5 protein-coding genes, 1 pseudogene and 1 riboswitch are annotated in these 6,560 nt (G+C 67.5%); of the genes and pseudogenes, 4 read left to right on the forward strand and 2 right to left on the reverse strand.

Annotated elements, in window-relative coordinates:
* Positions 1–984 (reverse strand): acyltransferase family protein (locus COGEMETH_RS07890; protein ID WP_238182056.1); only part of this gene is annotated, 984 nt, incomplete at its 3' end.
* A 128-nt stretch (positions 985–1,112) separates the two neighbouring features.
* Positions 1,113–1,526: a Ros/MucR family transcriptional regulator gene (locus tag COGEMETH_RS07895; RefSeq protein WP_238182057.1), complete on the reverse strand. Its 414-nt coding sequence runs from the start codon at positions 1,524–1,526 to the stop codon at positions 1,113–1,115.
* A gap of 324 nt (positions 1,527–1,850) precedes the next feature.
* Positions 1,851–1,958, forward strand: a riboswitch (TPP riboswitch).
* A gap of 69 nt (positions 1,959–2,027) precedes the next feature.
* On the opposite strand from COGEMETH_RS07895, the gene thiC reads away from it, so the two are divergent.
* From thiC to COGEMETH_RS07915, 4 genes and pseudogenes are all read left to right on the forward strand, one after another.
* The gene (gene thiC / locus COGEMETH_RS07900; RefSeq protein ID WP_238182058.1) at positions 2,028–3,917 is read left to right on the forward strand and encodes a phosphomethylpyrimidine synthase ThiC; all 1,890 of its coding nucleotides are present in this window, start codon (positions 2,028–2,030) and stop codon (positions 3,915–3,917) included.
* A gap of 274 nt (positions 3,918–4,191) precedes the next feature.
* Complete coding sequence (locus tag COGEMETH_RS07905) at positions 4,192–4,584, forward strand: hypothetical protein (protein WP_238182059.1); 393 nt, start codon at positions 4,192–4,194, stop codon at positions 4,582–4,584.
* 131 nt (positions 4,585–4,715) lie between these two features.
* Positions 4,716–6,059, forward strand: a complete 1,344-nt coding sequence (locus COGEMETH_RS07910; protein WP_238182060.1) for a flagellin N-terminal helical domain-containing protein — start codon at positions 4,716–4,718, stop codon at positions 6,057–6,059.
* A gap of 293 nt (positions 6,060–6,352) precedes the next feature.
* A pseudogene (locus tag COGEMETH_RS07915) lies at positions 6,353–6,560 on the forward strand (flagellin); the annotation flags it as partial.

The following is a 6,560-nucleotide window of genomic DNA, read 5'->3' on the forward strand; positions in this document are numbered from 1 at the left end:
CCGTTCCAGGGCCAGCGGCAGGAGCACCGCCGCTGCGATCACCAGCAGGCTGGCAAGCCCGACATCGCTGACGACCCCCGTCTTGACGATCAGGCCGCGGGTGGCGGCCATCGGCAGGAAGAAGGCGAGGTAGATCACGATCGAGCGGCTGCCGCAGGTGCGCAGGGCCGCCGTCACCGGGCCGCCGGCCCGGCTGAGCAGGGCCGCCACCGTCACGATGGCCAGCGCCCCGGCGGCGCCGAGCGCCAGGCTGACCAGCGGCAGGCTCGCCAGCGTCGGGTAGCCCGGCAGGCTCGCGGGCGTGAAGGCGAGCCAGGCCTCGATGCCCGCCCACAGGGCGAGGCCGGCCAGGGCGGGTCCCGGCCGCCGCTGCACGGCGCCCGCCAGGGCGAAGATACGCCCGGCGAAGAGGTAGCCCGCGACGAAGTAGACGTAGCGGGCGCAGAACTCCTCCAGGAGATAGGACGGCGTCTCCACCGGCACGATCTGGAGGAGCGCGGCACCGCCGAGCAGCACCGGGGCCGGGAGCCGGCGCAACAGCTTGGTCACGACGGAGAAGACCGCGAGCAGGTAGATGAACCACAGGGTCGAGTAGGGCTCGACCAGGGCGTGGGCGAGATGGGCCAGGAAGGCGCCCGGCCCCGCATCGCCGACGATCGGCCCGTATTTCGCCAGCGACTGGATCACCAGCCAGAGCCCGTAGAAGTAGGCGAAGTGCAGCACGCGCCGGTCGGCGAACAGGCGCCAGTCCCGGTCGATCACCCGCCCGACGAACAGGCCGGACAGCAGGAAGAAGTCCGGTATGCGGAACGGCTTGGCGAAGGCCACGACGGGGTGGAGGAAGCCCTCCCCGCCCATCGCCTCGCCGGTGCCGAGCACCGAATGCATCATCACCACGAGGAGGATGCAGATGCCCTTGGCGACGTCGACCCAGGCGAGCCGCAGGGCGTCCTCAGGTGTCGCCGTCCCCGCCCGTCCCGCCATCCTCGCCCCCCAACGCATCTCCAGGGGCGATTGTCTCTGGCGAAACCGGTGAAGGCGGCCCTAGCGCGCGGGGCCGATGTCGGGACATGCCTAACCCGGCGTTACGCCGCGGTGTGGGGACGAAGCGTCTACGCCTGCTCGCCGCCGTCCTCCGGGGCCTTCCGGCCGCGGCGTCCGCCCTTGCGCGAGATCGCCGCGCGCTCCGCCGCATAGTTGGCGGCGATGAGCGGATAGGACGGGTCGAGACCCCATTTCGCCCTGTACTGGCTCGGCGTCAGTCCGCGGCTCAGCAGGTGCCGTCCCAGCGTCTTGTAAGGTTTCCCGTCCTCGAGACTGATGATGTAGTCCGGCGTCACCGTCTCCGCGATCGGAACGGGCGGGTCGACGGGCGTATCCGTCTTCGTGGACTCGCGCTCGTTCACGTCCCTCAGGGCGGAGTAGACGGATTTGATCAGTGTCGCCACCTGCGTGACATCGACATTGTTTCTCTGTAAATAAACAGACACAATGTCGATCGTCTTGTCTGTGAGGTTATACATCATCGCGATGGGTTGGGGGGTTCCGTTCGTTTTCGAAACATCTAAGGCCTATATACGAATTGAATTTTTTTCGTCAATGCGCATTTCTACCTGACTGTTTCGCGCATTTGTAATACTGCACCGCAACATGCGCCGGGATAGCGCATTCGTTTCCATGCGAATCGAACGACTTCCGGCGGTTCATGGTCAAACGGCCTGCCGCCGGCGTATGACGATTCCGCGAGCGCGTCGCCGCATTCCCCGGGGGATGATGCCGCCGCGCATGATGATCCGCCCGCGCTGAAACCGCCCCGCATTGACAAGGGCCGTGCCGGTGTCGAAGATTCGAACCGTTCCGAGGGGGGCCCCGTGATCGGGGGCTGAGATAGGGCCGCCGCCCTGACCCTTGAACCTGATCCGGCTCATACCGGCGGAGGGACGGGAACCTGCGGCCTCACGGTGAGGCCGAATCCTCCTCTATCACCGCGCGAGGCCGGATCGCTCCAACGCCAGGAGAGGTCCACGATGAACGCACCCGTGCTGCCCAAGGACGTCAAGGGAAGTCCCGAGACCGTCACAACCGGCCCCGTCGCCGGATCGCGCAAGGTCTACGCTGCGGTCGCGGGCCGGTCGGACATCCGTGTGCCCTACCGCGAGATCCAGCTGAGCGACCCGAAGGAAGCCCCGGTCCGGATCTACGATCCCTCGGGCCCCTACACCGAGACCGACGCGCGCATCGACCTGGCGCAGGGCCTGCCCGGCATCCGCGAGCCCTGGATCGCCGCGCGCGGCTACGGCCGGGTCGAGCCCCGTGCGGTCAAGCCCGAGGACAACGGCTTCGTGCCCGCCGACAAGCTCGTGGCCCCCTGCCCGGCCGAGCGGACCATCCGCAAGGCGGCGCCGGGCCAGATGGTGACGCAGTACGAGTTCGCCCGCGCCGGGATCGTCACCGAAGAGATGATCTTCGTGGCCCACCGCGAGAACGCCTGCCGCGAGCAGATGCTGGAGCGGGCCGCGGCCGCGCTGGCCGACGGGGAGAGTTTCGGCGCCTCGGTGCCGCCCTTCATCACTCCCGAATTCGTGCGCGACGAGGTCGCTCGCGGCCGGGCGATCATCCCGGCCAACATCAACCACACCGAGTTGGAGCCGATGGCGATCGGCCGCAACTTCCTGGTGAAGATCAACGCCAACATCGGCAATTCCGCCGTCACGTCCTCGGCCGCCGAGGAAGTTGAGAAGCTGGTCTGGTCGATCCGCTGGGGCGCCGACACGGTCATGGACCTGTCCACCGGCCGCAACATCCACAACATCCGCTCCTGGATCATCCGCAACTCGCCCGTGCCGATCGGGACCGTGCCGATCTATCAGGCCCTGGAGAAGGTCGGCGGCGATCCGCTCAAGCTCGACTGGGAGGTGTTCAAGGACACCCTGATCGAGCAGGCCGAGCAGGGCATCGACTACTTCACCATCCATGCGGGCGTGCGGCTCGCCCACGTGCCGCTGACGGCGCGGCGCGTCACCGGCATCGTCTCCCGCGGCGGCTCGATCATGGCGCGCTGGTGCCTGGCCGGGCACCGGGAGTCGTTCCTCTACGAGCGCTTCGAGGAGATCTGCGACATCTGCCGGGCCTACGACGTCTCGTTCTCGTTGGGCGACGGCCTGCGCCCCGGCTCGATCGCCGACGCCAACGACGCGGCGCAGTTCGCCGAGCTGGAGACGCTCGGCGAGTTGACCAAGATCGCCTGGGACAAGGGCTGCCAGACCATGATCGAGGGCCCCGGCCACGTGCCGATGCACAAGATCAAGATCAACATGGAGAAGCAGCTCGCCGAGTGCGGCGAGGCGCCGTTCTACACGCTGGGCCCGCTGACCACCGACATCGCGCCGGGCTACGACCACATCACCTCCGGCATCGGCGCGGCGATGATCGGCTGGTTCGGCTGCGCCATGCTCTGCTACGTCACCCCGAAGGAGCATCTCGGCCTGCCCAACCGGGACGACGTGAAGACCGGCGTCATCACCTACAAGATCGCCGCGCACGCCGCCGACCTCGCCAAGGGCCACCCGGCCGCCCAACTGCGCGACGACGCCCTGTCGCGCGCCCGCTTCGACTTCCGCTGGGAGGACCAGTTCAACCTCTCCCTCGACCCCGACACGGCCCGCGCCTACCACGACGAGACCCTGCCCAAGGACGCCCACAAGGTCGCCCATTTCTGCTCGATGTGCGGCCCGAAGTTCTGCTCCATGAAGATCACGCAGGATTTGCGCGCCGAGGTGCTGGCGATGGAGGCGGCCGGCGAGGTCATCCACACGGCCCCCGTGATGTCGAGCGCCGAGCGGGAGGCCGGGATGCGCGCGAAGTCGCAGGAATTCCTGGCCGAGGGCGGCAAGCTCTACGTCGACGCCGCCGAATAGCGGCGGCCCGCGACGATCGGTCTGTTCGAGCCGGCGCCCCATCCCGTGGGGCGCCGGCTTTTTTTGTTCGAGCACCCCTGCCCTTTCGGCCGCATGGCGCCTCGGGGGCGAGGGTCCCGGGCCGCGTCTGGTCCGTCGCTTTTGCGATGGTTCGTTCATCTTTTATTGACGATCCGTCCAAGCAATCGCCCGTCGCCTGCCGGATTTAAGCATTCGCTCACGCTGGTTCGCCTTTCCTGGGTCTCGTATCCTCAGGGATAGGAGCGACCACCCCATGAGCATTGCAGCGATCTCAGCCAGTCCGCCGGTCTCCGCACAGGCGCCTGCGGCCGGCATCACGGCCGTCCGGCCCGCCGCGCCGGCCGCATCCGGCCAGCCCACCGGCAATCCCGCCCTCGGCCCGGCGGTCTCGCTCCGGATCGGGCCCGAATCCGCCGGCGACGGCAGCAAGGCAGCCCAGCCCGAAGCCGAGAGCCGCGGCTACGTCCGCGACGTGGAGAGCCGGTCCCTCGTCTACCAGGTCGTCGACCCGAAGAGCGGCGACATCGTCGTGCAGATCCCCGATGCGGTCGTGCTCAAGGCGCGCACCTATGCCCGCGAGGCCGCCGCGAGCCAGTCCGCCAACGCGGCCGCGCGCCCCGGCACTGCCGTCGAGAAGCGCGCCTGACGGCGGCTGGCCAAAAACATCGATCCGGAAAGTTTTAACCGATCGACTTAACCGGAGCGCAAGGGGTCGCCCCCCACAAGAGCTGCAGTCCTCCAGGAAGGAGGTCGTGACCAAAACAGGAAGTATCGATCATGTCCGCTGGCATCTCCCTGAACTCTTCGGTTCGCTCCAGCCTGCTCTCGCTGCAGGACACGGCGAACCTTCAGGCCACCACCCAGAACCACCTCTCGACCGGCAAGAAGGTCGCGAGCGCGCTGGACAACCCGACCAACTTCTTCACCGCGACCTCGTTGAACAATCGTTCCGCGACGCTGACCGGCCTCCTCGACGGCATCTCGAACGGCGTGCAGACGATCCAGGCCGCGTCAAAGGGCATCGACTCCATCACCAACCTGGTGAAGTCGCTCCAGTCCACCGTGAAGCAGGCCCAGTCCGACGCCGCCGCCAACCGGCCCAAGATCGCCGGCTCCGACCTTTCGGCCAACAGCACCACCTTCCCCAGCACCGCCAGCAAGCGGGATCTGGCCCTCAACAAGGTCGTGGTCGGCGCCCAGACCGCGACCGCCGCCGACGATCCGGCCACCGCGGGCGACCAGTCGACGGCCGGCATCGTGGGCGTTCCCGCCGCTGCGGCCCTCAGCACCAACTCGGTGCAGATCAAGGCCGGCAACGCCACCTACAAGTTCGACCTGACCGCGACCTCGACCGTCCGCGACCTCGTGAACTCGATCAACGCCTCCGGCATCGCCACGGCCACCGTGGACGACAGCGGCAAGCTGAACGTCTCCGGCACCGGCTCGGACGCCCTGACGATTCAAGCCGGCTCGACCGTGACGTCCACGGGAGTGTTCACCTCCGACGACACCGCGACGACGGGTGCGAACGCCCGGCTGTTCGGCACCGTCACCGGCAACGTCGCGGCGGCCAGTTCCGGCAACTCGTCGGTCCGCTCGAACCTGGTCAAGCAGTTCAACGACCTGCGCGATCAGATCGACACGCTGGCCAAGGATTCGGGCTTCAACGGCACCAACCTGCTCGCGGGCGACAAGCTCTCGATCACGTTCAACGAGAAGACCGGCTCGGCCCAGAACAAGCTCGATGTCCAGGGCAACATCCTGTCCTCGGCCAACCTCGGCATCGGCAAGTTCGTCGACGGCTCGGCCACGGGCGGCGACTTCAACGTCCAGAACGACGCCGACCTCACCAAGGCCGCCGACGCCCTGACCAACTCGCTGACCTCCCTGAGCTCCACCTCCTCGGGCCTCGGCTCGAACCTCTCGGTGGTGCAGACCCGCCAGGACTTCACCAAGCAGCTTGCCAACGTGCTGACCACCGGTGCGGACAACCTCACCAACGCCGACCTGAACTCCGAGGCGGCCAACTACACCGCGCTTCAGACCCGCCAGTCGATCGCCCAGCAGACGCTGGGCCTCGCCAACCAGGCCAACCAGGGCGTCCTCCAGCTTCTTCGCTGAGAGCGTTTTCCGAGGCGGCGGCGGCGGCCTCGCAGGCACCAGTGTCACGACGAGACGCCGGAACCGGACCCGTTCCCACGTGGTACGGCACGGCTCCGGTAGGATCGAGCGCGCACGACATGGACGGCCGGGACATTGTCCCGGCCGTTTTTCGTGCCGTCCCGCAAGGCGTCGCCGCCGCGAACACGGCTTGTTAACCACGTCGGCCCGATTGTGTCCGTCAGGAGAATGCGGACGGCGCAGAATTGGCGTGACGTCGGCTTCGCAACGCACGCGCGGGATTGGAAGCCGACATGGCCAGCGACATCACCCTCAGTTCCTCGATCCGCTCCAGCCTGCTCTCGCTGCAGGACACGGCGAACCTTCAGGCTACCACCCAGAACCACCTCTCGACCGGCAAGAAGGTCGCGAGCGCCCTCGACAACCCGGTGAACTTCTTCACCGCCTCCTCCCTGAACGATCGTTCCGCGACTCTGACCGGTCTCCTCGACGGCATCTCGA

Source organism: Methylobacterium trifolii, assembly GCF_022179685.1.
Classification (GTDB): domain Bacteria; phylum Pseudomonadota; class Alphaproteobacteria; order Rhizobiales; family Beijerinckiaceae; genus Methylobacterium; species Methylobacterium trifolii.